The organism is Devosia sp. A449, assembly GCF_054489375.1.
The window spans coordinates 322731-346266 of record NZ_JBTMWU010000003.1 but is presented as its reverse complement, the minus strand read 5'-3'; the positions used below and the strand labels follow the sequence as shown (position 1 = coordinate 346266).

The following is a 23536-nucleotide window of genomic DNA, read 5'->3' as shown; positions in this document are numbered from 1 at the left end:
TTACGCCACCGGCAGGCGGCAGCTTCTGCCACCGTTCAGCTGTGTTTCGCCATTTCTCGTAGAAGGTATTTCTGCACCTTGCCGGTCGAGGTCTTGGGGATTTCGGCGAAAATAACGGTGCGGGGACATTTGAAGCGGGCCAGATGCGCACGGCAATGCTCGATCAGCTCGGCTTCGGTAGAGATCTTGCCCGGTTTCAGCTCAACGAAGGCAATCGGCGTTTCTCCCCATTTGTCATCAGCGCGGGCAACCACGCCGCAGGACGCCACCGCCGCGTGCTTGTACAGCGCCTCTTCGACCTCAATCGAGGAGATGTTCTCGCCCCCTGAGATAATGATGTCCTTGGAGCGATCCTTGAGTTGGATGTAGCCGTCCGGATGCATCACCGCGAGATCGCCGGTGTGGAACCAGCCGCCAGCAAAGGCCTCGTCCGTCGCCTCCTGGTTCTTGAGATAGCCTTTCATGACGACATTGCCGCGCAGCATGACCTCACCCATGGTCGTGCCATCGGCTGGTGTCGGTTGCATGGTCGTCGGGTCCATGACGTTGACGGCGCCCAGCGCATTGGTGCGGACCCCCTGCCGGGCCAGTTTGGCGGCGCGGTCGCCATGACCCAGAACGTCCCATTCGGCATGCCACTCATTGACCACCGCCGGCCCAAAGGACTCGCTCAGTCCATAGACATGGGTGACGTCAAACCCCGCCTCCGCCATGCCGGCGAGCACTGCCTCCGGCGGCGTCGATCCGGCCGTGCTCATGGCCACACGCCGGGTAAGGCGGGATTTTTGATACTCCGGCGCATTGATCAGCGCCGACATGACCACCGGCGCGCCGCAGAGATGGGTCACATCATGCTTGGTGATGGCGTCGTAAATGGCGGCTGGCCGCACCCAGCGCAGGCACACATGCGTACCGGTCTGGATGGCGAGGGCCCAGGGAAAGCACCAGCCATTGCAGTGGAACATCGGCAGGGTCCACAGATAGACACAGTGTTTGCCGAGGCCGGAATGGAGAATATTGGCGTTGGCCATCAGCGCCGCGCCGCGGTGATGATAGACGACGCCCTTGGGATTGCCGGTCGTGCCCGAGGTGTAGTTGAGCGCAATGGCATCCCACTCGTCGTCTGGCATCGACCAGGCGAATGCCGGATCGCCGGCATCAACAAATTCCTCATAGTCCTGGGTGCCTATGCGCTCGCCCTTGGGATGGGGGGCGTCGACGCCATAGTCAGGATCGTCGTAGTCGATGACCAACGGCCGGACCTTCGCCAGCACCAGCGCCTGCTTCATCACGCCAGAGAATTCGCGGTCGACGATCAGCACCTTGGTCTCGGCATGATCGAGCTGGAAGGCGATGGCCGCTGCTTCAAGGCGCGTGTTGAGCGCGTGCAGCACCGCCTTCACCATGGGCACGCCGAAATGCGCCTCCAGCATCGGCGGGGTGTTCGACAGCATGACCGTGACCGTGTCGCCCTTGCTGATCCCCTGCCCGGCCAGCGCAGAAGCAAGCTGGCGCGAGCGGCGCCAGAATTCACCATAGCTGACGCGCCGTTCACCGTGGATGATGGCGATCCAGTCGGGCTGGGTGCTGGCCGCGCGCTCGAGATAGCTCAGCGGCGTCAGCGGCTCGAAATTGGCCGCATTCCGGTCGAGGTTGTCAGCGTAGGGATTTGGCATGTTTGGTCCGGAAGTAGCGCGACCGGCTAGCCCGAGAGGGCATTGGTCGCGTCGCCAATGGTGCACTTGTCGACGGTGGTCGAGCCCGTCCGCCTGTGAACGGGCTCGCTCAGGTCCCTGCCCTATTCGATGCGGATCACCACCCGTCCACGCGTGCGCCCGGCCAGGATTTCATTGGCCAGCTCGGGCACCCGCGACAGCGGCTCCACGGTAGTGATGCTCGCGAGCGCCTTGGGATCAAGGCTCTGGGCCAGTGTCTCCCAGGCGCGCGTGCGTTGGGCATGCGGCGCCATCACTGAGTCAATGCCAAGCAGAGCGACGCTGCGCAGGATGTGGGGCATGACGGTCGCCGGCAGATCGGCACCACCAGCCAGACCGCAAGCGGCAACCGCCCCGCCATAGGCCGTCTGGGCGAGCACATTGGCCAGCGTCGTCGACCCCACACTATCCACCGCCCCGGACCAGCGTTCCTTTTGCAAGGCCCCGCCTTTCTCGGACAGGGCGGCGCGGTCGATGAATGCCTTCGCGCCCAGGGAAGCCAGATAGTCGTGAGTATCGGGCCGGCCCGTGGACGCGGTGACCAGATAGCCGCGGCTGGCCAGTAGCGCCACCGCCACCGAGCCGACACCGCCGGCAGCGCCGGTGACCAGCACTTCGCCTTGATTGGGGGTGATCGCGCCCCAGGCTTCGAGCGCATTGACGCATAGCGCCGCCGTGTAGCCGGCCGTGCCGATCGCCATGGCCTGCTCCGCCGAAAATTGGGCCGGCAGACGGGTCAACCACTGCGGTTTGACGCGCTGATAGCGTGAATAGCCGCCCCATTCGGTTTCGGACAAGCCCCACCCGTTGACGACCACCTGGTCGCCCTTCTGCCAGTCCGGCGAGCGCGACTCGATGACGGTGCCGGCCAGATCGGCCCCGGCCACCATCGGCAGTTTGCGGGCGATGCGCCCCTTGCCGGAAACCGCCAGCCCATCCTTGTAGTTCAGGCTGGAATAGGCGACCTCGACCAGAACATCGTGATCGGGCAGATCGCTCAGGGCGATCTGCTTGAAGCCGGCGCGCGGCTTGCCCTCGACATCTTCGATCATCAGCGCGGTGAAAGATTGGTTCATTTTAGTGCCTCATGCTTGGCAGGAAATGCGCGACGACAGGGCCGTTCCCGACCCCGTGGTTTCAGCGCCCCAGCGCGTAAAACTCGTCGTTCGGCCGCATGCTGGTGACGTTGGCCAGGCGGTTGGACATGCCGAAAAAGGCGGAGATGGCCGCGATGTCCCAGATGTCTTCTTCGGTGAAGCCGTGGCCCTTGAGCGTCTCCATGTCGTCGTCGCCGACCTCCTGGGCCCGCGCGGAAACCTTCATGGCGAAATCGATCATCGCCTTCTGGCGCAGCGTGATATCGGCCTTGCGGTAGTTGATGGCGACCTGATCAGCGATGTGCGGATCCTTGGCGCGGACGCGCAGGATCGCCCCATGCGCCACCACGCAGTACTGGCACTGATTGGCATTGCTGGTGGCGACGACGATCATCTCGCGCTCGGCCTTGGTGATGGGGCCGGGCTTGTCCATCAGCGCGTCATGATAGGCAAAGAAGGCGCGGAATTCCTCGGGCCGGTGGGCGAGCACCAGAAAGACATTGGGAACGAAGCCCGACTTCTCCTGCACGGCCAGGATACGCTCTGAAATGTCGCTCGGCAGATCCTTGATCTCGGGGACGGGGAACCGGCTGATAGGGTTTGCGGTCATGTTATTCTCCTCATAGGTCGAGCCGGTGCCCTCAGGCACCGATCAGTGTTGCGATGTTGTTCAGGTAATTCTGGTCCGCATCGGGGGTCTCGCCCGCATAGGGTTCGATGCGGATCAGGCAGGTATGCGCCGAGCACCCCTGGCCGAATTGCGAGGTCGGCTTGTCCAGCGTCAGCACGTTGGGATTGCCCGACAGTTCGAGCCCGCCATTTTCGGCGGCGGGGGTGAACCACGATCCGGTCGGCAGCACCGCGACCCGGTCGCGCACGTCATTCGAAATCGCCAGGGTAGCGAGACATTGGCCGCGCTCGTTCCACAGCCGTACGGTCTGCCCGTCCACCACCCCCAGCCGCTCCGCCGCGGCGGCGTTGACGCGGACCTGTTCGCGCCCATTGCGCTTGTACAGGCGACTGGCGGGTGCCGCTTCGAGTTGGCTGTGCAGCCGACCGGTAGGCTGGTGGGAAATGAGGTGAAGCTGGTCATCCTCGACCGTCTCGCTGCCCAGCCATTCGGCGGGGGGCAGCCAGGCGGGGTGGCCCAGACAGTCATCATAGCCCAGGCCCGTCAGCTTGGTGCTGGTCAACACGATCCGCCCGCTTTCGGTGGCCAACCGGTGTTCGTCGGGATTGACGCGGAAATCGGCGAGATAGGTGTAGTTTTTCTGGGTCTGGACGCGCGCGCTGCCGTCCCGCCAGAAGGTCTCGAAATCGGGCAGTTGAACGTCCAGCCGATCCCGCGCGTCGGTGCGACTGGCTTCATAGAGATGGCGGATCCACCCCATTTCGTCGCGGCCTTCGTTGAAACCCGCCGCGACACCCAATTTTTCGGCAAGGCCGTTGAAGATGTCGAAATCCGATCGCGCCTCGCCCACCGGTTCGATGGCCTTGTGCATGGCCACCAAGAAGTCGGACCGCCTATTGCCGGCGATGTCGTGGCGCTCGATGGAAGTGGTGGCCGGCAGCACGATGTCGGCGCGCTGCGCCGTCGCCGTCCACATCGGGTCCTGCACCACGATGGTCTCGGGCCTGGTCCAGGCGTCGGCCAGCCGGTTCAGGTCCTGATGATGGTGGAACGGATTGCCGCCGGCCCAATAGACCATTCTTGCGTCAGGATAGGTGTAGCTCTGGCCTTCATACTCAAAGGCGCCGCCGGGATTGAGCAGCAGGTCGGTGATCCGCGCGACCGGAATGAAGCTGTTGATCGGCTTGGTGAGCTGCGACATGGCCGGTGACTTGCCGATGCCGAACGGCGCGCCAACGCCCCCCAGCGAGCCATAGCCATAGCCCACGCCCCCGCCAGGCAGCCCAATCTGACCGGTGACGGCAGCCAGCCCGAGGGCAGCCCAGAACGGCTGTTCGCCGTGATCGGCGCGTTGCAGGCTCCAGCTCACGGTCAGCATGCTGCGCGTCGTCACCAGCGCATGGGCGAGGCTGCGGATACGTTCGGCGTCGATTTCGACAATCGCCTCGGCCCAAGCGGCATCCTTGTCCACCCCGTCGGGCTGGCCGGCGAGATAGCCCAGGAATTCCTCGGAGCCACTGCAGCAGCGGCGCAAGAAATCCTGGTCGTGCTGGCCCGCCTTGACCACCTCACGCGCTAGCGCCAGCATCAATGCCGTGTCGGTATTGGGCCGGATCGGCCACCATTCCGCCTCGACCCAGTCGGGCAGGTCGTCGCGCAATGGCGAGACCAGGATGATGCGCACTTTGCGCTCGACCAGCCGACGCAAATAGCCCTCGAGCGAATGCCGGCCGAGCCCCCCGGCCTCATTCTGCGCGGTGCGCGGCGACAGGGCGCCGAAAATCACCAGGGTTTCGGTATTCTCGGCGATGCTGTCGAGCGTGTTGGATTGCCCGTCGCTGGCCAGGGCATTGCCCAGCACATGCCGCAAAATGACCGGCCCGGCGGCGACGCTATAGGTATCAACGTGACCGGTAAAACCGCCGACCAGGTTCAGCGTGCGCTTGAGCAGGGATGGGGCATGGTGAAACCGGCCACAGCTGGTCCAGCCATAGGAGCCGGCAAAAATCGAGGCATTGCCGAAATTGGTCCGGACGCGATTAATCTCGCCCGCGACTAGCGTCAGCGCCTCGTCCCAGCTGACCGGCACGAATTTCTCGCGACCGCGACCCGAGCGGTCGCTGGCCTCGCGCTTTTCCAGCCAGCCGGAGCGGACCATGGGCCTGGCGATACGCCGCGTCGGATCGGCCCAGTCCTTGACCGAATGGATGATGGGCGATGGCGCCGGGTCGTCGGCGAACGGTTCGACGCCGACAATCGTGTTGCCATCGACCAGAATGGTATAGGCACCCCAGTGGCTGCAATGCGAAACGCGTTTGATGTCGCTCATGCGGTGCTCAACCCTTCCTTTTGTCCAGTCCCAGACGCCGTCAGATCATGGCTTCGATCAGGAACGGGCCTTTGCGAGCCATGGCCGTCCCAAGCAGCTTGGCGAATTCCTCGGCGGTAGTTGCGCGCCCCGCCTCGACGCCCATGCCATTCGCCATCTGGACCCAGTTGAGTTCGGGATTGTCCAAATCGAGCATGCGGCTGGCATTGTGGCCGGCAACGCCCGCGCCGACATTCTTGAGTTCGTTGTGGAGAATGCCATAGCGCCGGTTGGCGTAAATGATCGTCACCACGTCCGAATTTTCGCGCGCCTGGGTCCACAGCGCCTGGAGCGTGTACATGCCGCTGCCATCGGCCTGGAGCAGCACCACTTTGCGGTCCGGGCAGGCGATGGCGGCGCCCAGTGCCAGCGGCAGGCCAACGCCGATTGCCCCGCCGGTGAGCTGCAGGAAATCATGCGGCTGGGCGGCATAGGTGGAGCTGAAAATACTGCCGCCCGAGCTGATGGACTCGTCGCAGACAATGGCGTTTTCCGGCAGCAGCTGCGCAATGGTTGCGGCGATGGCATCCGACGTCAGCGCGCCCTGCGGCAATGCCGCCTTGCAGGGCTGCTCGACCACCGCGGCGATGTCACGGGGAATGTTCAGCGCGTCGGCCAGCATCTCGATGGCCAGCGCGAGATCACCGCCTTCCGCCACCAGATCGGTCACCCTGCAGGTTGCAGGCAGCATGCTGCTGGGCTTGCCGGGATAGGCGAAAAACGCCACCGGAGCCTTGGCGCCGATCAAAATCATCTCTCGGGTCGAAGCGAACGCCGCCAGCGCCAGGTCCACATGATAGGGGACCCGATCAATGGCCACCCGCCCTGCCCCGCGCTCGATGCGGGCATTGGACTGCTGCGCCAGCAGCCGCGCGCCGGTTGCCTGGGCGATGCGGCTCGCCGTCGCCAGGGCGCCGGCCCGCAAGGCCGCTCCCGTCAGCAAGATCACCGCCTGGTTGCCGGCGGCGCGCAGGGCATTGGCGGCCTCACGGATACCGGCAGCATCGGGCGTGGTGACAGAGCGTGCCGCCGCCTGCGGTACAACAGCGTTTTCGACCTCGCCCCACGCCGCGTCGGCGGGCAGGATCAGGGTTGAAATCCTGCCGGGCGCGCTGTTGGCCACTTCGATGGCCTGGGCGGTGTCCTCCCCGATGCTCTGGGCCGAGCCAATGCGATGCACCCAATGCGACATCGGCCGCGCCAGGGATTCGATGTCGCTGGTCAAAGGCGCGTCGAAAGGCAGGTGATGGGAAGCGTGTTCGCCCACGATATTGACGATCGGGGTGTTGGCGCGCCGGGCATTGTGCAAATTGGCGAGGCCATTGGCGAGGCCGGGGCCCAGATGCAGCAAGGTCGCCGCGGGCCGGTCGGTCATGCGCGCATAGCCATCCGCCGCACCGGTGACGACGCCCTCGAACAGCCCCAGCACGCAACGCATTTGTGGCTTGCGGTCGAGCGCGGCGACAAAGTGCATTTCCGAGGTACCGGGATTGGCGAAACAGACATCGACGTCATTCGCCAGCAAGGTGTCACAAAGAAAATCGGCACCGTTCATATTGCTATTTTCCATCTACTGCTTCCGCCAGGGACGGATCCTTGATTGCTATCGCGTGTAGGCCTTGGGGGCGGCTGCGCGCTGGGCTGGCGCCGGATCAAGACCGGGCAACACATCGGCATAATCACCCGGATCAATCACCCGCTCTTCGAGAATATCGACGGTGTGCTGGGCAAAGCCAGGCGGCTTGTCCCGATAGCTCGCCGGCGTACGGGACAATTTGATCGGGCTGCCCGTGCCGCGATAGTCACCAATATCAACCACCATGCCACGATGAATTGTGTGCGGATCGGCGGCCACTTCGTCGATCGAGCGCACGGCGCCGCAGGGCACGCCGGCTTCGATCAACTGCTTGGCAATGTCGACACAGGTATGCTTGGCCAGGGCCGCTTCCAGCTCGACCTTGAGGGCATCGCGATTGGCATTGCGGTTGCCATTGGTGGCAAAGCGCTCCTCGCGCGGAATGTCTTCGCGGTCGATCAAGCGACACAGGGTCTCGAACTGGCGGTTATTGCCGACAGCCAGGAAAATCGGGGTCGTGGCGGTCCGGTAGGTGTCATAGGGACAGATATTGGGGTGGGCATTGCCGGAGGTACCCGCCACTTTCCCCGACAGGTAGAAGTTCGGCATATGCGGGTGCAGCAGCGAAAACCCGCAATCATAAAGCGCCGTCTCCACGAACTGGCCCTTGCCACTCTGGTTGCGCTCGTTCACCGCCATCAGGATGCCGATCACCGCGTTCAGCCCGGTGACCATATCCACCACCGGCAGGCCGACGCGCAACGGTTCGCCCCCGGCCTCGCCATTGACGCTCATGATGCCGCAGGTCGCCTGGATGGCAGCATCATAGCCGGGCATGCCGCCATAAGGACCGTCGCTCCCGAAACCCGACACGCGGCAATGGATCAGGCGCGGAAAGCGCTCTGCCAGCGCCTCGGCGGAAAGGCCCCACTTCTCCAGCGTGCCGGCCTTGAAGTTTTCGATGAACACATCGGTGTCCTCCAGCAACCGGAGCAGCAGTTCCTGCCCGGCCGGCTGGGCCATATCGAGCGCCATGCCCCGCTTGTTACGATTGAGCCCAAGGAAATAGCTGGCGGTTTCGTCGAGGAACGGCGGACCCCAGCCGCGGGTTTCGTCGCCTTGCGGCGGTTCGATTTTGATGACGTCCGCGCCGTGATCGGCCAGGATCTGACCGGCATAAGGCCCCCCAAGGACGCGGCTGGCGTCGATGACCTTCAGAGAGGCGAGGGCGCCGGGATTTGATCGATCTTGACTCATTATCACTCTTTCAATCGTCACTGACTTCGCAGCGATCGTCCTAGGGGGCGGCATCATGCTGCATCAGGGCGGCAAACTCAGGATATGTCTCCGAAAGCTCATCAAGGATGCGGGTGCGCAGCAGCGTCAGGGTGGCGTCATCGGGGTCAGGCGTCGCGACGGGGTTGGCGTCATGCGCGAAATCAAAGCCGGTCGCCGCCTTGATCTCGGACAGATCATGCCCGGGATGCACGCTGGCCAGCCGGAAGCCGGGCCGCGTCGCATCGAAATCGAAAAGCCCCAGACCGGTCAGCAGGGCATAGGGCCCACCGGGCCGATAAACGCCGTCGGGGCTGGTGCCCGGCGCCGACACGAAGTCCACCTTGTCGACAAAGACGCGCGGGGTGTGCTCCTCACGGAACAAGATGACGCGGGGCACGACGAAATAGAGATAGGCGGCGCCAAATGAGCCGGGCCAGCGCACACTGCTCCGGGGGTAATCCCCGACCCCGACCAGATTGACATTGGCCTGTCCGTCAATCTGGCCGCCGCCAAGAAAGAAGGCGTCGATGCGGCCCTGGCCGGCGCAATCGAACAGTTCGACCGAGCCGTTGGTGAAGAAATTATGCTCGACCGAGCCCAGGATGGAAATCCGCACCGGCGGCGCACCCTCGGCCTCCTTCATCGCCCGCAACAGCATCGCTCCAGCGGCCGGAATGGGCGAGGCTGCGCCCACGGCGACGTGGCGCACGCCGTCCAGCAGGCGGGCAATGATAAAAATCAGTCTTTCGCGAGCCGATGCAGGTGTCATTGGGCGCGGGCTCCCATGTTGAGGCCGGCCATATAGGCGGCAAAGCCTTCTTCGGTTCTGGCAGCGGCGGCGTAACGCGCAATTTCGGCTGAATCGCTGGAATATTCGCCCCACAAGCCATAGGGCGCCGCCCCTTCTGGAGCGATCCCGATGGCATCGACATAGAGAGCGGGCAGCGTTCCCGCAGCGATTGTCTCGTTCTCGAACAGACTGCCCTCGATGATCCGCTCCACCGTCACGATCGTGCGCTTGGCGGCATAGGCCATGGTGGCCAGTTCGCGCCGCCGCCCAATCCAGACATTGCCGGCGCGGTCGGCCATGGGGCAGTGAAAAATGGCGATATCGGGCTGGATCGCCGGGATCAGGACCACCGGATCCCCCTCTGTGGCAAACGGATTGTCGATGATCCGCCAGTCCGGCCGGTGACGCAGCACATCCGTTCCAATCAGCCCGCGCATGGCCATGAAGGGGAGCCCCTTCTGCGCCGCCAGCAATCCGGCATGGATGGCGGGGCAGGTCGCATCCTTGACCACGATGGTGCCGTTCTTGACGGCGCGATTGAAACACGGCGCGCCGCCCGCTTCACCCAGGGTCATGGCGCTGGTTTCAATGGACCTGACCAGCCCTGCCCCGATCAGCATATCCGGCTGCAATCCGCCGGTCGGCACGCAGATGAGGTCCAGTTCATCCGCGCCATGCGCGATGAGCGCCCTGGTCATCGCCATCGATACGCCGGCGTAGTCCACCGGCACTGCGATGGACATTCCCGGCGCGACCATGGCGGCAAGCGTTTTCAGATCGGACGTGGCGACCAACACAAGTCTCTCCCCAAAAGATAGTCAGCAACAAGCCTCGGGCTGGTCCGATTCCTCACCACGGCAGCATCCACTGCCGAAATAATTACGTTCTATATTGCAGAACATCATTCTGGAATTCAGAATAAGGCTGTTTGTTTGGCGCTGTCAATGGCTTCGCTAGCGGAGGAAGTCCGGCGCCATGCAGGCAGATCGGAGCGACGCTTTGCCCTTGACAAAGCCCGGGCGCCTCCCTGTATATTTTGGAACGGCATTCCACATTACAGGACTGCTGCGACTGGCGACGTCGCTCAAGCGCGGGGCAAAATGGCCTGGCTGAGCGACGCGCAAGAAGATGTGAGCGCAGGCGGTGACTTCAGGGAGTGTCCATTCAACGGCACATTCGCGCAAAATGGAATGGTTTGCATTGCGGGCAGATGACCATATACCCGTTCTCTTATGCCAAACGTCTGCCTCAGGAAATGGCAGATCAACATAATACTCCATGAGCGCTGGGTTTATTGAACTACTGCAAGTCTAGCGTCTAATTGCCAAAGGATTTCAATTTATGGACAAAGCATTTGTAAAGGGATTGCGTCTGATAGAGGCGCTGGCTCATAGCGAAACCCCACGCGGCGTCACCGACCTTGCGGCTGAACTCGGGCTGACCAAAAGCAATGTCCACCGCCTGCTGACGACCCTGCAGATGCACGGCTATGTCCGGCAAGTCCCGGTCTTCAGCACCTATGAGCTCACCACCAAGATCTGGGAGCTGGGCAGTCTGGCGATCCGCAGGATGGGCCTCTTAAAGATTGCCCGCCCGGCGATGATCCGGCTGGCCGAACAAACCACCGAGACGGTCCATCTTTCAATTCTTGACGATACCGAGATTGTCTATGTCGACAAGATCGACAGTGCCCACCACATCCGGGCCCACACCAGCGTCGGCTCGCGCGCTCCCGCTTGGGCGGTAGCAACCGGCAAGGCGATGCTGGCGCAAATGCCGGACGAGTATCTTGAACGTTTCGAAGGGCGCTTCCAAAAGCTCACCGAGACCTCCAAAGGCTCGTTGGAAGAGCTTCGCCAAGACCTGGAACTGGTCCGCGCCGAGGGTTACTGCGCCGTCTATCACGGTGAATGGCGTGAAGGCATCGCTGCTGTGGCCTGCGCCATCCTGGACCGGTCGAACCAGTTGGTCGGTGCGATTGGTGTGTCCGGACCGGACAGCCGCCTGAAACGCCGCCAGCTGCAAGCCTTCGCGCCGCACGTCATCGAGGCAGCGCGCGATATTGGCAGAGCTCTCGGCCATTCTTCCGACTTGGGCTAGCCACTGCCCTACCCCAAACCTTGGACTGCCTCCCGGCTGACGGGGTCCGGCTCATCTGCTGCACTGCTTCTGCGAAAGGTCGACCACTATGTACACTGACACCCAACTTCTGATTGCCGGCGAGTGGCGCCCCGCTCGACAGGGTCGCACAATATCGGTGCTCAATCCGGCGACCGAAGCGGAAATCGGCCGGGTGGCCCATGCCGGGATCGAGGATCTGGACGAGGCCCTGCAGGCCGTCTGGAGTGGTTTTGGTGTCTGGCGGGCCATGTCGGCCTTCGATCGCAGCAAGATCATGCGTCGCGCGGCCGACCTGTTGCGGCTCCGGGCCGACGACATCGCGCCGCTGATGACGCTTGAGCAGGGCAAGCCCCTAGCCGAAGCACGCGGCGAAGTGCTGGCCGGTGCCGATATCATCGAGTGGTTTGCCGAAGAGGCGCGCCGCACCTATGGCCGCATCATTCCGGCGCGGCGAGAAGACGTCCAGCAACTCGCCATCAAGGAGCCGGTCGGGCCGGTTGCGGCATTCTCGCCGTGGAACTTCCCCATCAATCAGGTGGTGCGCAAACTCTCCGCAGCGCTTGCCGCCGGCTGTTCGATCATCGTCAAGGCCCCCGAGGAAACACCGGCATCTCCTGCGGCGTTGATCCGCGCCTTCGTCGACGCGGGCGTTCCGGCCGGGGTGATCAACCTGGTCTATGGCGTGCCCAGCGAGATTTCCGAATACCTCATTCCCCATCCCGCCATTCGCAAGATTTCGTTCACGGGCTCAACCGCTGTCGGCAAGAAACTTGCCGCGCTCGCCGGTGCGCATATGAAGCGCGTGACCATGGAACTGGGCGGTCACGCCCCGGCGATCATTTTCGACGATGCCAATATCGACGCGGCCAGTGCGGTGCTGTCGGGATCCAAATTCCGCAACGCCGGTCAGATCTGCATCGCGCCAACGCGATTCCTGGTGCAGCGGAAGGTCTATGACAGCTTCGTCGAAAAATTCGTCGCCGCCGCCCAAAAATACCAGGTGGGCGATGGATTTGCGCCCGAGACGACCATGGGGCCCCTGGCCAATAAAAGGCGGCTGGAAGCGGTCGAGGAAATGGTCGCCGATGCCACAAAACGCGGCGCAACCATCGCGACCGGTGGCCGCCGCATTGGCAATAAGGGCTATTTCTTCGAGCCGACGGTGCTCACCGACGTGCCGCTCGATGCGCTGGTCATGAACGAGGAACCCTTCGGGCCGCTGGCGCTCATCTCGCCATTCGACGGCATCGAGGAAGCGGTGACCGAAGCCAACCGCTTGCCCTTTGGCCTCGCAGCCTATGCCTATACCAGCTCGCAAAAGACCGCGATGCGCGTCAGCACCGGCGTCGAAAGCGGCATGATGACCATCAACCATAACGGCTTCGCCCTGCCCGAAGTCCCCTTCGGCGGCGTCAAGGATTCCGGTTATGGCAGCGAGGGCGGCTCGGAGGCGGTGGAGGCCTATCTCAACACGAAATTGGTCACCCAGGCCGGCCTGTAACGGCCCACGGCAACAGAAGGCAAGGACCACCCATGATAGATGACATGCTCCGCTCCTCCCCACTGACCGCTTCCCCAGTCCTGCATGCGGGGGGCGTTCATGGCTGACTCCACTGCGCCAACGCGCCTCGCTGCCGCCTATCAGCGGCTGGCGGAGCTCCGTCTCATCGTCGGGGCCGAAGGCAATATCAGCAAACGCACCGACCAGGGCATGACGATATCGGTGACCGGCACCCGCGTCGGCAATGTCCAGGCCGGCAGCTTTGTCGAAAGCGATTTCGCCGGCTCGACCACCGATGGTCGCAAGCCCTCGTCCGAATGGGCCATGCATGCGGCGATCTATCAGGCATTCCCCAATGCCGGCGCCATCGTTCACACCCATTCGGACGCCTGCGTCGCTCTGGCCGTTCAAAACCGCACACTGCCCGCCTTCCATTACCAGATGGCACGGTTCGGCGGCGGTGACGTGCGGTGCACCCCCTATGTCCTGTTTGGCACTGCGGAACTCGCTACGGCGGCCGTCGAGGCCTTGGCGGGACGCAAGGCATGCCTGCTGGGGAACCATGGCATGATCTGCTACGGCCGGACCCTTGCGGAGGCGCTGGCTTCGGCCGAAGTGCTCGAAACGCTGGCAAGGCAATATATTCTCGCCTGCAGCTCCGGTGTGCCGCTGCTGCTGAACGACGCGCAGATTGCCGAGGTCATGACGCGCTTTGCCAGTTACGCATCGGGTTAACCGACAACCAATTCCAGGCAAAAACCGGCGACAGCAATGCCGCCCTGCAACTTCTGCGACGACGCGTCGGCCGTCATGAATATCGGTTCAGTGGCCCCGCCCCAGGGAGGAATGAGTGCGTAATATCTGTTTTGGAGCGATAGCCGACGACCTTACCGGCGGCGTCGAACTCGCCAGCATGCTCGTGGCGGCGGGCGTTCGAACCCAGTTTTTTGTGGGTCCGCTGCGTGACGATCCTGCGGTCAATGCCGATGCCGTGGTGGTGGCGCTGAAGTCGCGTGTTGCGCCAACCGAGGCTGCCTCCCAGATGTGCCTTGAGGCCGGGCGGTTTCTGGCGTCACACCGGCCCCGTCAGATGTTTTTCAAATATTGCGCCACCTTCGCTTCGACCCCCAAAGGCAATATCGGCCCCTGCGTTGACCCTCTGATGGAGCTGTCGGGCGCGACGCAGACCATTTTCTGCCCGGCCTTTCCCGAGTTCGACCGCACCGTCTATAACGGCCATGCTTTTTCCGGCGACGTGCTGCTGTCGGCCTCGCCGAAGCGCTTCGATCCCGCCACGCCCATGACGGAGTCCAACCTCGCGGAAGTCCTGCGGCCGCAGACCGGGCGCAAGGTAGGCGTGTTGCGCTGGTCGAAATTGGCGGAGGGTGCCGACGCTTGTCGCGCCTTCATTCAGCAAAAACGGGCAGAGGGCATCGAATATTTCATCGTTGACGCGCTGTGCGAAGACGATCTGGCGCGGATTGCCGCGTTCAGCAACGACTGGCCCCTGGTGACGGGACATTCGGCGATGATCCGACATTACCCGCCGCATTGGCGGGCCATGAACTGGATCGACGCAGCGGCCGCCCCGCAGCCGCTGCCCTCCGTCTCGGGGCCCGGAGCCATCGTCGCGGGAAGCTGCTCGCGACGCAACCTTGAGCAACTGCACAGCTTCGAACAGAGCGGCCGACCGGTGTTGCGAATCGATCTCAACGACGCGGCAAACGGTGTCGACGTCGTCGAAACCGCCTTGGCCTGGGCCACGGATCGCATCGGGGACAATTCCTTCGCCATCGCCACCTCCGCATCGCCGCAATCCGTGGGCGAGCTGCAGGCCAGGCTTGGCCGCGAGGAAGCCTCGCGCCTCGCCGACGATGCCTTGGCCCGCATTGCCGCGGGCCTCGTTGCCCGCGGCATTCGTCGCCTCATCGTATCGGGGGGCGAGACCTCGGGCGCCGTGGTTGATGCGCTAAAAATCCGCGAATTGCAGTTGGGCCCCTACGCCAAGGGCAAGATCCCTCTGAGCGTGGCCGAAGGCCCGACCCGGCTGGGGCTTTGCCTCAAATCCGGTGCCCTCGGGAGCGACGAGGTCTTCAACGAGCATCTGGACGCCATGGCCGGCCGCTAGACACTGGTCCAGCCTGACGCTCTCCGCGCAGCACCACAACGCCGAGGACCAGTGTCCAGACGGCCCAAAGCGTGTAGCTGATCGAATTGATCATGCCGGTCATCGGCACCCCGAACGGCTCGAGCATTCCGACGATCACGCCGATGGCGATAATGAAACCGGCCGCCGCCGTGATGCGGTTGGTCTGCAGGATTAATGCCGAGGCCAGCAGGGTCCAGATTGCGGTGAAGAAGTAGCCCAGATGCTCGCCGACGCCCATGCCGAGATAATGGTTGGCAGCGTCGAAGAGCGCGACGGCCATCGATTGGTCGATCTCGCTTGCACCAGGAGCCACGTACATCGCGGCAAGGCTGGGGACGAGCACATGACCCAGCGCAGCAGTCCGAGCGCCTGCACCAGCCCAGCAAGCCCCCCTGCCCCAATCGAGAGCGCCGCCAGCAAGCTACCGCGCGTCCCCAGTTGAGGACACCAGCACCGACCCAAACGGCTCGTCGCCTGTGCTCAAGGCCTGGGCGGCCAGTTCGACAAAACGCTGCAAATGCTTGCGATCCACGTCAGTAATCACGGCCTGTCCTCTCATTTCAATGCATGTAACGCGATGGTAACTCGCTTTGCCGAGCGGCCCAATCGATGTCGGCGAGCTGGCAGCCTAACGGCCATGTGGTCAGCGGGGAACGTGAGCCTTTCGCGCTCCGAAGGCAACGACACCAAGAAGCGTTGATCAGTTCATGATGACTTCGGCAGCCTCCGACTCCATGCCGGCCGGGCCGCAGCTCGTGCGGCGTCAAACATCAACAGGATAAGGCCGCCGACCCGTTTTTGGGTTAGCCCACGCCCGAGGAGGGCGTTAACGTCTTGTTAACGAGGGCACCCCGCAAGTCGGGGGATGGGCGGGGGACAGTCCGTGAACAGATTGCAGTTGAATTGGCCGGCGCAGCATAGCGGCTGCGGCGGCGCTGTTGCCTATGCTGATTTCGGGACATTGCGCTGCCGGCTACTTGCCGGGATGGCCGGCGCGGCGCTGCTGGCCAGCGTGCCGGGGGCCAGTGCGGAAGGTCTGGTCTTCACCTGGAGCGGGGGTGATACCAGCCCGGGCTATGCGCGCCCACCCAACTGGGATCCCATCGTCCTGGATGCGGACGGAAATGTCGTCGAGACAACAGCCACACTGCCATCCGAAGGCGACTGGGCGATCGTCACCAGCGGCACGCCAACGATGAGCAATAGGGGGTGGTCCGCCCTCGGGCTCGACCTCAGTGGCGGGCTGTTCACCATCAGAAGCAGCAAACAGAATTTCTCGGATTATACCGTCGACATGCTGAAGCTCAGTGGGACCGGGCAGCTCAGCATTGGCCGCGATGAGCAATTCGGTCCGAGCGCGTTTTTCACACGCGACACCACGATAACGGGCGGCGCGGCGTCCGGCTTCGGCATTTTGAATGCCACGAATTCGATCTCGCAATCGGGCGGCGACGTCAGCCAGCTGACGATCAATACGCCGCACTACACCCAGTCTGGCGGCACCCCTGAGCGCCGCCGTGACCACCGATGTTTACGAACTGACCAGCGCCGAAGCGCTGTCGATCGGCGCGACCATCGACGCCTCGGAGGCCTTCATGCTCCGGCCCGACAGCGGGACAGCGATTGTCGACGCCGCGCTCACGGGTACCGGCAGGCTGATCAAGTCCGGCAGCGGCGCCGTGGTGTTGACGAACGACAATGACTTCACCGGCTCCGTCGTGATCGCCGCCGGCGTGCTGGAACTTCGCAACGGCAATGCCTTGGCCGACACCAGTGCGGTGAGCATCGCCAATGTGGCGGGTGCAACGCTCCTACTGACCGATTCCGAGACCATCGGCTCATTGTTGGGCGGCGGCTCCGAGGGCGGCTCCGTGCAGATCGCCGATGGCATGACGCTGACGGTGGGCGACGAGACCGACACGACTTTCCTCGGCACCATCGGCGGCGAAACTGCTGCCTTGGTCAAGCAGGGGGTCGGCACGCTGACGCTGGGCGGCGGGATCATGCTGGGCGGCCTGTCGGTGACCGGCGGGACGCTGCAGATCGGCACCGGCATGTCGACCGACATGGCCTCGTTCGAGTCGGCGACGATTGACCACGGCGCGACGCTCTATGTGGCGGAAGGCGCGACACTGACGATCCGTGTCCCCAACAACATCGTCAACAACGGTCATCTCATCAATTTTGGCACGGTGCATGACGATCTCGACAATGCCGCCGCGTTCGACAATTACGCGGTGTACAACGCCGATATCGCCAGCAATACCAGTGACATCAACAACCATGCGCCGGGCGTGTGGACCGGCAAGGTGCTGACCAACGCCGGCCAGATCAATAATTTGAGTGGTGCCCACTGGGTGGGTGATGTTGTCAGCAATAATGGCGGCATTCGCAATGCGGCAGGCGCCAGCTGGATAGGCGACCTCTCGACCAATGGCGGCGTCTCCAACAGCGGGACTTGGACCGGCAACGTCTTGGCTGCCTATGACCAGATTCACAATGAGAATGGTGCCCACTGGGTGGGCGACATTGTGGGGAACAGCAACGCTATTTTCAACAAGGCGGGCGGCAGCTGGAGCGGCAGCGTGATCGGCAATGGCGGAGGCGGCACGTTTGGGCAGATCCACAATTACGGGACCTGGATCAACGGCACAGTGGCGGGCAACGCCGGCATGATCCTCAATCTGAACGGGAGCTGGAGCGGGGATATCCGCGGTAACAGCGACTTCATCAGCAACAACACCAATGAGTCGGTTCTCAACCCGAATGGCGTGAACCAGGCGCGCTGGGCAGGCGATGTTTACGCCAACCGGGGCGTCATCACCAACGATCTGGGCGGCAGCTGGACCGGCAGCGTCAAGGGCAACCAGGGGACGATCAACAATCACGGCACCTGGCTCGGCGGCACCATCAGCGGCAACGGCGCCAATGGCGGGGTGGTCACCTCGGCCACGGGCATATGGACCGGCGATGTCGCCGGAAATTCCGGCTGGATCGGCAACGAGGGCGGGACCTGGAACGGCAAGATCTTGGGCAATAATGGCAATGTGTCGAACGACAACGCGCCCGGCGAGGTCGGCACCGGCTACTGGAACGGCGACGTGGTCGCCAATAATGCCAGCATTTTCAACGGCGGCGGCGGTGTCTGGACGGGGTCCGTGCTCGGCAATGCCGCCAGCGGCTACATCAAGAACGACGCACTGGGCGCGTGGGCCGGCGCGGTTCGCGGCAATGAAGGTCGGATCGAAAATCGTGGCGAGTGGACCGGGGCCTTGACGGGCAATGCCGGCACCATCTTCAATTCCGGTTTGTGGACCGGCGCCGTGCTGGCCACAAACACCGACAATGGCAATACCGGCAATACCGGCACCATCTCCAACGGCGCCAACAGCACCTGGAGCGGCGATGTGCTGGGCAATGCCGGCACGATCACCACAAGCGGCGTGTGGAACGGCGCCTTCACCAGCGCCGGCACCGTCAACGCGCGGAACCAGATCAATGGCGCTTTCACCAATACCGGCCTGCTGCGGCTCAGGGGTGCGTTGACCGGCATCACTACGCTGCGCAATGACGGCATTCTCGACATGCGTGGCACCAAGGCAGGCCAGACGCTGACGGCGGCGACCGCGAGCTTTGGTCCCGGTTCCAGCTACAATGTCAGTGTCGACTCGACCGGGCATGCGGACAGACTGATCGCGACCAGCGCGGCGCTCAACGGCACGGTCCGCGTTACGGCCAGCCCGATAGGCAACAGCTACAATTTCCTGACGCCCTATACGATCCTCAGCGCCGGCAGCATCAGCGGCGCCTTCAGCGGGGTGACGACCGATCTCGCCTTCCTCGATCCGCGGCTCGACTATCAGACGGCGGGCAGCGTGACGCTCAATCTGGCGCGCAACAATGTGGGGTTCGCCCAAGTGGGGGTGACCGGGACGCAGCGCGCCGCCGCCGCGGGCGCGCAATCGCTCGGCGCCGGCAACCGATGCCATCCTGTGGCTCAACGCCAGCCAGGCCGAGCAGGCGTTTGACGCGCTCTCGGGCGCAGCGCAGCCCTCGACCGCCAGCGTGACGATGCAGTCGGCGAACCTGATCGCCGGCTTGGCGACCAGTCGCATCGACCAGGCGTTCGACGCCCTCGGCGGCGGCGACAGTGTCAGCAGCTATGCCGAAAGCCCGACGCTGCTCTCGAGCCCCGCGCTTACCAGCGGCATGTGGGGACAATTCTACGGCGCGCATGGGAGCATCGCAGCCAGCCCTGGTTCAGCCGGCGTGGAATCGATGACAGGGGGCTTCGCCGCCGGTATCGATGGGCTGCTCGCCGACTGGCGACTGGGCATGATGCTGCAGGCCGGAGCGACCGGCACCAGTGTGGCCGGACTCAACGCGCGCAGCACCAGCGTCGATGCTGGCCTCGGGCTCTATGGCGGCCGCCAGTGGGGCGACACCAGCCTGTCGCTGGGGGCCGCATTGACGCGGCACGACATCAGCGCCAGCCGCGAAATAGCCTTCCCCGGCTTCAGCGATGCGCTGACCGCGCATTATTCGGCGGCAACGGCGCAGGCTTTTGCGCGGCTGTCCCACGAAGTCGACCTCGGCGCCGTCTCGTTGATCCCCTATGCGGGCCTCAGCCATGTGCGCCACGCCACTGACGCCTTTACCGAGACAGGCGGACCAGCGGCGTTGAGCAGCGCTGCCAACCTCATCGAGGCGACATTCGCAACACTGGGGCTGGGCGCCGAGCATAAGCTCGTCGTTGCCGATGACATGCTGTTGACGGTCAGCGGGGGCATTGGCTGGCAGCATGCATTCGCCGAAACGCCGAGCGCCCTGCACAGTCTCGCCGGCGGCACGAGCTTCACCGTGCTGGGGGCGCCCCTTGCAGCCGATATGTTCATACTGAGCGGCGGGCTCAACCTCGACGTGAGCGCCAATACCACGCTGAACCTCACCTATGACGGCCAGCTCGGCAGCGCGGCGCAGACCCACGCCCTGAAGGCGACGTGGAACAATACGTTCTGACGGTTTTGGCCAAGCGGCTCCCGAGTATGTACTACAAAGTCGCGAAAAACTCGGGCGTGAAACCCTCGTCAGCGCCACTCGTCCAAGTCTTCAGCTTCCGGCTGGCGATCTGACTTTTCAGCCACGCCTTGCGGATGGTGAGCCCGAGCACGACCGGGCCTAGCACCCCGCCGCCCACAGGCTTATCTCCATCTGCGCTTGCCGCCATCGTCGTGGGCCTTGCAAATGCGCGCTCAATGGCGCACTTCACCGTCAGCCTTTGGTTTGATCCTCGCCGATCGGCCTCTGGTTAGGGCTGATGTGGTGCTTGTAATACCCTTCAGCCCGCCTTTTGATTTCAGGCGAGCGCTCCGCTCCAGCCTCTGGCGCTTCGAACCGCGCGCCAACTTCGATGCTCCAACCAGATCCCTTGCCGGCGTTCACACCCGATTGTTGTGCCCGTGCCTTCAGGCTTTGTCTGGGACGAGTATCAAAAAAGCCGACCTGGTGTTTGCAGCGGCGAGCGTCGATCGCCCGGTCTCGGGACCACGCGAGCCACCTGACCGGCGTCGAGAGGCAAGGCATCGCTCTCCTCTTTGGAACTAGGCCAGCGCTCCGCCCGTTTTCACCGGAGATCCAAGGAGATTGACCATGACGTTGCCAGGCCCTCCCGAGAGTGATCCTCCGCCGGCACCAGGCCCTAATCCGAAACCCATGCCTGAGCCTTTCCCGGTGCCTGCCCCTATACCGAACATTCCGCCCATTGAGCCGGAAACACCGCCTCCGAATGATCCAATTCCAAACCCGGATGAGAACAATCCGCCCGTTTACGCGTATTCACCCCGAACTATCGCCGGCCCGGCGCATCTCGCTCGTCCGTGCGCGCTCTAGGCTCCGGTTCGCTAGCTCTGAAATAGATAAGGCCCGCCGAAGCGGGCCTTATCTGACGCAATGCGCCAACTTAGTTGGAGCGCCGGCGATCTGGCCCGCCTTCGCAGGCAGGCCAATCACCTGAAATACTAGAGCAGCGTGAGGTTGACGGCGGATTCCTTGCCGTCGCGGCCGCTCTCGATGTCGTAGGTAACCTTGTCGTTCTCGTAGAGGCCCTGGAGGCCCGACTGCTGAACGGCAGAAATGTGCACGAAGGCGTCCTTACCGCCGCCTTCAGGCGAGATAAAGCCGAAGCCCTTGGTGGTGTTGAAGAATTTAACAGTGCCGGTGATGGTGGCCATTGAAATAGTCCTTTTAAAGCTCGGTGCCTTGGCGCGAGCGCTGCCCGCCAGCGACATGCTGCGGGGCATAGAAACGTTCACATTCGAGCAGTGAGCCGAGGACCGGAGATGACCGGCAAAGGGCAGCCGTCATAGGCTGCAAACGTATAGCGGCCACTATTCGGACCAAAGCCGCACAAAAGCAAGGCCAAAGCTGCTTTCCGCAGTTTGCCTGGTATGCGGAGGTGGTAGCGCTCAAGCGGCGAAAATCCAGAAGTCGCTATGCGCCCATGCGGAGAGGCCCGGAAATGCTGGATATCGGATGTGACAAGGCCGCCCCACTTACGTGAGACGGCCTTACCGTTACGTTGCTGAAATCATTCAGCTAAATTTGGTAGCGAAGCCCAGATTTGAACTGGGGACACACGGATTATGATTCCGCTAAAAAGACCAGCAGTTCTTCGCATCTTTACGTGCCGTGCCAGTCATGTGCCATTCAAGTCATGAGTGCATCGGCCGCCGCAGTGACTTCTTCGTTTCCGTCGGCGCTGGGGAAGAGGTGACCGTACAGGTCAAGAGTCATCACTATGCTGGCATGACCCAAACGCTCTTGCACCATCTTGGCCACCAGCCCCATGCCTCCCATCGCCACGGGGTTGATGCACCAGCTAGCGTAGAAGTGTCTCAGGGCATGAAGCCCGGTATATTTTGCAAGCATGACTGGCTCGCACATAGCGTTCTTACCAGCTAGAGTAACACCCGCCTCAATTAATGAGGCCGCGATTGATGATGTTGGCGTGGCTTTCGGGCTTGCCCGCGCCATTCGGGAATGCAAGCCCAAGATCACCCTTTGGACATACCTGCTTCCATTCTCGCAGAGTGTTGACCAAAACCGATGGAAGTGGAATCGTCCGCTCCCTCGCTTCGGGGCCGGCTTTTTCAATAGTGATGGTGGCGGTGTCGGGCACATGCAGTCCATCACGAACCTCAACCTTTGCACCGGCTAGGGATGCATCGGCTTCCTTCTTTTTAGTGAACATCTTTCGCCGGCGCTTGCCTAGCCCGTCGACATAATCAGCCTGCCAGCCTTCTTTTGCTTGCCCACTTGGGGTATTCCAAATCCTCTTGCGTACTGACATCCCTACCTCTCGCTACTTGGGGAACCCGCCCCTTCGGGAGGGGTGTGCTCTACAGGAGTAGTCACCAACCTGTTCAGCTTCCCAAGAAGCGCCGATAGCTCTTCAACCTGGCGGCCGAGGCTTTGCACACGAGAGTCTTCCGCCCACTTGTCAATCAGGGCGTCAGGCAAGGGCGGGAGTTTAAGAGCACTTGGCACTTGGCCATTGATGCCGGAGCCAACCCCAAAATCACACTGGAGTTTGAAGATAGTGGTCAAAGGGTCAGCGCCGCGATACGCGACCTTGTTGGTTATCGTGCAGATGATGAGCCGAAGTTGCCGCTTTTGCGCCACGCATATTGCGTCACCACAAACTTCTCCCAAGGAATGACGGTGGATCGCGCTTGCGTGGCCGCACTGCGTCCCATGCCTGCGGAGGCCATCTATGTGGCCATGACACGGCACCGAGACACGGCCCCGTTATTTGTTGATACCGGCCGACTTACCCTGCCCAAGCTCGGCAACGGAAAATGCCCGTAAAACGGCGTTCTATGCTGAGTGCCAACGTCCAACCCGCAAGCTGAATGTCACTGACCTCAACCGGGACCTCACAGCTCTCTTGTCCGATAATTTGGTCAGGCCCACGGCAAGGGCCTCCGTCAAGGGTAAAACGCTCTTGCATATGGAACGGCGGGCCCGTCAAGACCTAGGTGACGCTGCTCGGCTTGATGAGCCGGTGACATTCAGTGGTATGCCCAATGCCCTCTTTCGCCAGGTTGAAAGGGTCGCGCCGACACACAATCGAGATATTCGCACACGTCCTAAACCTCGGTCCCGCATCGTCGACTGGCTTCTGGTCCTGAAGGAGAGGTTGGCCGCTCTGCTCTTTGAGACGCCTGAGAGGAGGCATACCTCCGTAGGCCGCCCGTACAGACCTGTTCACGCTCCGCGCGTCAAACGAGTTCGCCTCGGTCACGCTGGCCA

19 protein-coding genes and 1 pseudogene are annotated in these 23536 nt (G+C 62.9%); 8 read left to right on the top strand and 12 right to left on the bottom strand.

All coding sequences use genetic code 11. The features are described 5' to 3' along the window. Positions 1-35: 35 nt before the first annotated feature. The 8 genes from ACX3OW_RS10930 to ACX3OW_RS10895 form a co-directional block, all read right to left on the bottom strand. Complete coding sequence (locus ACX3OW_RS10930; protein ID WP_459095791.1) at positions 36-1676, bottom strand: acyl-CoA synthetase; 1641 nt, start codon at positions 1674-1676, stop codon at positions 36-38. A gap of 122 nt (positions 1677-1798) precedes the next feature. After that, positions 1799-2791, bottom strand: coding sequence for an MDR family oxidoreductase (locus ACX3OW_RS10925; RefSeq protein WP_459095790.1), 993 nt, complete (start codon positions 2789-2791; stop codon positions 1799-1801). Positions 2792-2852: 61 nt separating this feature from the next. Further along, entirely contained in the window at positions 2853-3422 is a 570-nt protein-coding gene (locus ACX3OW_RS10920) for a peroxidase-related enzyme (RefSeq protein WP_459095789.1), read from the bottom strand. Between the two features lie 31 nt (positions 3423-3453). Further along, positions 3454-5772 (bottom strand): molybdopterin-dependent oxidoreductase, encoded by a 2319-nt coding sequence (locus tag ACX3OW_RS10915; RefSeq protein WP_459095788.1) that lies wholly within the window; start codon positions 5770-5772, stop codon positions 3454-3456. A gap of 40 nt (positions 5773-5812) precedes the next feature. Continuing rightward, positions 5813-7366, bottom strand: a complete 1554-nt coding sequence (locus ACX3OW_RS10910) for an acetolactate synthase large subunit (RefSeq protein WP_459096098.1) — start codon at positions 7364-7366, stop codon at positions 5813-5815. A 48-nt stretch (positions 7367-7414) separates the two neighbouring features. Next, complete coding sequence (locus ACX3OW_RS10905; RefSeq protein WP_459095787.1) at positions 7415-8644, bottom strand: CaiB/BaiF CoA transferase family protein; 1230 nt, start codon at positions 8642-8644, stop codon at positions 7415-7417. A 40-nt stretch (positions 8645-8684) separates the two neighbouring features. Continuing rightward, positions 8685-9434, bottom strand: coding sequence for a CoA-transferase (locus tag ACX3OW_RS10900; protein ID WP_459095786.1), 750 nt, complete (start codon positions 9432-9434; stop codon positions 8685-8687). Further along, positions 9431-10213: a CoA transferase subunit A gene (locus tag ACX3OW_RS10895; protein WP_459096097.1), complete on the bottom strand. Its 783-nt coding sequence runs from the start codon at positions 10211-10213 to the stop codon at positions 9431-9433. The genes ACX3OW_RS10900 and ACX3OW_RS10895 overlap by 4 nt, the downstream gene beginning before the upstream one ends. Before the next feature lie 583 nt (positions 10214-10796). On the opposite strand from ACX3OW_RS10895, the gene ACX3OW_RS10890 reads away from it, so the two are divergent. The 4 genes from ACX3OW_RS10890 to otnK all read left to right on the top strand — a co-directional run bounded on the left by ACX3OW_RS10890 (position 10797) and on the right by otnK (position 15205). Continuing rightward, positions 10797-11555, top strand: coding sequence for an IclR family transcriptional regulator (locus ACX3OW_RS10890; protein WP_459095785.1), 759 nt, complete (start codon positions 10797-10799; stop codon positions 11553-11555). A gap of 88 nt (positions 11556-11643) precedes the next feature. Beyond that, on the top strand, positions 11644-13077 hold the full coding sequence (locus ACX3OW_RS10885) for an NAD-dependent succinate-semialdehyde dehydrogenase (protein ID WP_459095784.1): 1434 nt from the start codon (positions 11644-11646) through the stop codon (positions 13075-13077). A gap of 99 nt (positions 13078-13176) precedes the next feature. Next, a complete protein-coding gene (locus tag ACX3OW_RS10880) occupies positions 13177-13812 on the top strand; it encodes a class II aldolase/adducin family protein (RefSeq protein WP_459095783.1) in 636 nt (211 codons plus the stop codon). A 115-nt stretch (positions 13813-13927) separates the two neighbouring features. Further along, on the top strand, positions 13928-15205 hold the full coding sequence (gene otnK, locus ACX3OW_RS10875) for a 3-oxo-tetronate kinase (RefSeq protein WP_459095782.1): 1278 nt from the start codon (positions 13928-13930) through the stop codon (positions 15203-15205). Here otnK and ACX3OW_RS10870 read toward each other — a convergent pair. Further along, positions 15171-15506: a hypothetical protein gene (locus ACX3OW_RS10870; RefSeq protein ID WP_459095781.1), complete on the bottom strand. Its 336-nt coding sequence runs from the start codon at positions 15504-15506 to the stop codon at positions 15171-15173. The two genes, otnK and ACX3OW_RS10870, sit on opposite strands and share 35 nt — an antisense overlap. 141 nt (positions 15507-15647) lie before the next feature. Beyond that, entirely contained in the window at positions 15648-15770 is a 123-nt protein-coding gene (locus ACX3OW_RS10865) for a hypothetical protein (RefSeq protein WP_459095780.1), read from the bottom strand. A gap of 339 nt (positions 15771-16109) precedes the next feature. On the opposite strand from ACX3OW_RS10865, the gene ACX3OW_RS10860 reads away from it, so the two are divergent. Genes ACX3OW_RS10860 through ACX3OW_RS10850 form a run of 3 tightly spaced genes read left to right on the top strand, consistent with a single transcriptional unit; the run spans position 16110 to position 20245 of the window. Beyond that, positions 16110-16928 (top strand): hypothetical protein, encoded by an 819-nt coding sequence (locus tag ACX3OW_RS10860; protein WP_459095779.1) that lies wholly within the window; start codon positions 16110-16112, stop codon positions 16926-16928. Further along, entirely contained in the window at positions 16822-19254 is a 2433-nt protein-coding gene (locus ACX3OW_RS10855) for a beta strand repeat-containing protein (protein WP_459096096.1), read from the top strand. The genes ACX3OW_RS10860 and ACX3OW_RS10855 overlap by 107 nt, the downstream gene beginning before the upstream one ends. Further along, on the top strand, positions 19214-20245 hold the full coding sequence (locus tag ACX3OW_RS10850) for an autotransporter outer membrane beta-barrel domain-containing protein (protein WP_459096095.1): 1032 nt from the start codon (positions 19214-19216) through the stop codon (positions 20243-20245). Before ACX3OW_RS10855 ends, ACX3OW_RS10850 begins: the two co-directional genes overlap by 41 nt. Before the next feature lie 998 nt (positions 20246-21243). Here ACX3OW_RS10850 and ACX3OW_RS10845 read toward each other — a convergent pair. After that, entirely contained in the window at positions 21244-21456 is a 213-nt protein-coding gene (locus tag ACX3OW_RS10845) for a cold-shock protein (protein ID WP_046171438.1), read from the bottom strand. 475 nt (positions 21457-21931) lie between these two features. Further along, positions 21932-22574 (bottom strand): annotated as a pseudogene (locus tag ACX3OW_RS10840) (hypothetical protein). Between the two features lie 197 nt (positions 22575-22771). Here ACX3OW_RS10840 and ACX3OW_RS10835 point away from each other — a divergent pair. Then, a complete protein-coding gene (locus ACX3OW_RS10835) occupies positions 22772-23092 on the top strand; it encodes a hypothetical protein (protein ID WP_459095778.1) in 321 nt (106 codons plus the stop codon). Positions 23093-23536 lie beyond the last annotated feature (444 nt).

What these genes read in the sequence shown, in the direction of transcription:
- ACX3OW_RS10915 (WP_459095788.1), bottom strand. Translation starts at nt 5,772, where the DNA reads ATGAGCGACATCAAACGCGTTTCGCATTGCAGCCACTGGGGTGCCTAT.
- ACX3OW_RS10910 (WP_459096098.1), bottom strand. Translation starts at nt 7,366, where the DNA reads ATGAACGGTGCCGATTTTCTTTGTGACACCTTGCTGGCGAATGACGTC.
- ACX3OW_RS10920 (WP_459095789.1), bottom strand. Translation starts at nt 3,422, where the DNA reads ATGACCGCAAACCCTATCAGCCGGTTCCCCGTCCCCGAGATCAAGGAT.
- ACX3OW_RS10885 (WP_459095784.1), top strand. Translation starts at nt 11,644, where the DNA reads ATGTACACTGACACCCAACTTCTGATTGCCGGCGAGTGGCGCCCCGCT.
- ACX3OW_RS10855 (WP_459096096.1), top strand. Translation starts at nt 16,822, where the DNA reads ATGCTCCGGCCCGACAGCGGGACAGCGATTGTCGACGCCGCGCTCACG.
- ACX3OW_RS10905 (WP_459095787.1), bottom strand. Translation starts at nt 8,644, where the DNA reads ATGAGTCAAGATCGATCAAATCCCGGCGCCCTCGCCTCTCTGAAGGTC.
- ACX3OW_RS10900 (WP_459095786.1), bottom strand. Translation starts at nt 9,434, where the DNA reads ATGACACCTGCATCGGCTCGCGAAAGACTGATTTTTATCATTGCCCGC.
- ACX3OW_RS10930 (WP_459095791.1), bottom strand. Translation starts at nt 1,676, where the DNA reads ATGCCAAATCCCTACGCTGACAACCTCGACCGGAATGCGGCCAATTTC.
- ACX3OW_RS10845 (WP_046171438.1), bottom strand. Translation starts at nt 21,456, where the DNA reads ATGGCCACCATCACCGGCACTGTTAAATTCTTCAACACCACCAAGGGC.
- ACX3OW_RS10880 (WP_459095783.1), top strand. Translation starts at nt 13,177, where the DNA reads ATGGCTGACTCCACTGCGCCAACGCGCCTCGCTGCCGCCTATCAGCGG.
- ACX3OW_RS10890 (WP_459095785.1), top strand. Translation starts at nt 10,797, where the DNA reads ATGGACAAAGCATTTGTAAAGGGATTGCGTCTGATAGAGGCGCTGGCT.
- ACX3OW_RS10895 (WP_459096097.1), bottom strand. Translation starts at nt 10,213, where the DNA reads ATGGTCGCGCCGGGAATGTCCATCGCAGTGCCGGTGGACTACGCCGGC.
- ACX3OW_RS10870 (WP_459095781.1), bottom strand. Translation starts at nt 15,506, where the DNA reads ATGGCCGTCGCGCTCTTCGACGCTGCCAACCATTATCTCGGCATGGGC.
- ACX3OW_RS10925 (WP_459095790.1), bottom strand. Translation starts at nt 2,791, where the DNA reads ATGAACCAATCTTTCACCGCGCTGATGATCGAAGATGTCGAGGGCAAG.